At 57.4% G+C, this 1,412-nt stretch carries 1 protein-coding gene and 1 pseudogene; both read right to left on the bottom strand.

Annotated elements, in window-relative coordinates:
• Positions 1 to 346: pseudogene (locus AC1DYX_RS31145) on the bottom strand (beta-galactosidase); the annotation flags it as partial.
• Positions 347 to 539: 193 nt separating this feature from the next.
• Positions 540 to 1,412: helix-turn-helix domain-containing protein (locus AC1DYX_RS31140; protein ID WP_477266090.1), on the bottom strand; the 873-nt coding region annotated here is incomplete at its 5' end.

Here is a 1,412-nt window from a genome sequence, read left to right as displayed (position 1 = left end):
CTTTATGCGCGCGCGCCTGTTGCACGAGCGTGTCCACGTAGCTGAAATCGAATCTGCCTTCGACCGGCTCGATCTGTTCCCAGGCCACCGGAATTTCCAGCGTATTGGCGTGGACATCGTCCACCGCGGGCCAGACCTGCTTGAGGGCTTCCGGGTAGTTGCTGGAATTGTGGGCCTGCACGCCGAGCACGGTGAACGGCTCGCCATCGACCATCAACGCATAGCGGCCATCCTTGTGCTTGAGGTAGGGCATGGCGCCGGCGTCGGCTGCGCCGGCGGCGCCATGTACCAGCATCGAGGTCGCCAGGCACAACGCCGTCAGCGCACCGCCGGTCCGCGTTTTCATCGATTGATCAGAGCCCAGTACGAAGTCAAAACAACCGGGATTTTTCATGAAACGACTCCGATTGGCTTTTCGATTGAAAACAATAAGTGTGTCTATGTATGCCTAAATAACGGCAATAATGAAAATTCTGTCAAAGTGCAGAATTTGTTAGGAGTGGTGCAAGCCACGGCGGGCAGGCGGATGGGAACCTATCCTACGCCTGGTCTGCGGGAACGGCCACGTCGCTATCCCGTTGCTTGTCGCTCCTGGGTGCCACGCTCTTGAACATCTTGGGTGTGCAGCCGTATTCTTCCTTGAACAGCTTGTTGAAATACGAGATGTTGCCGTAGCCAACGGAATACGCAACTTCCGAAACGGTCGCGGCCGGGTTTTCGGTAAGCAGCCGGGCGGATTCCGTCAGCCGCAATTTCTTCACATAGGCGGTGAACGTCATGCCGAGTTCCGCCTTCAATACCTCGTTGACCTTGTTGCGGTTGGTGCCCGTTCCGGCGACCACAGTATCCAGGTCCAGATCCGGATTCGTATAGTGCGTGGCGATGTAGCGCAGCACGGCGGCCTTTTCCTTGTCCCTGAACGGTTCGAGCGTCAGTTCCCGGTATGCCACCAGCGGCAGGTCCTTCTTGACCTTGGCCTCGAGGCCCGTGATGAGTGCACGGGCATGGGCGCGGAAGAACCAGAGCGCAAATAAACTCCAGCTCATCAAGATCAGTGCCGCCAGTGCGACGAGATAGCGGAAGTCGCGTCCATGCAATGTCAGCTGGCTGATCTCTACCTGGGAGTCGCGTTCGCGTGGACTGTGCTGGCTGACGCCAAATGAAAATTTCGCCACATGGTCCAGCGTATAGGACTGGCGCGACAGATCGAGTTCCAGCCTGTCGTACCACCATTGCGGAATGGTCAGCCGCGTCAGATCCAGCGATACCGGCGTGCCTTTATCGTTACAGGAAAAGAAGGTAACCGGCGACGGATAGGTCAGGAAGTTGCCCGGCTTCGACATCTTTTCGTCGAACGTGGGCATGGCGAACAGCAGCGTATTCGCCGGGGAGCATTTGGCGACGAATGTGAT

It is taken from the genome of Massilia sp. P2_C2, assembly GCF_056404615.1.
Note: the sequence above shows the minus strand (reverse complement) of the source record. Positions and strands in the feature narration are given on the sequence as shown.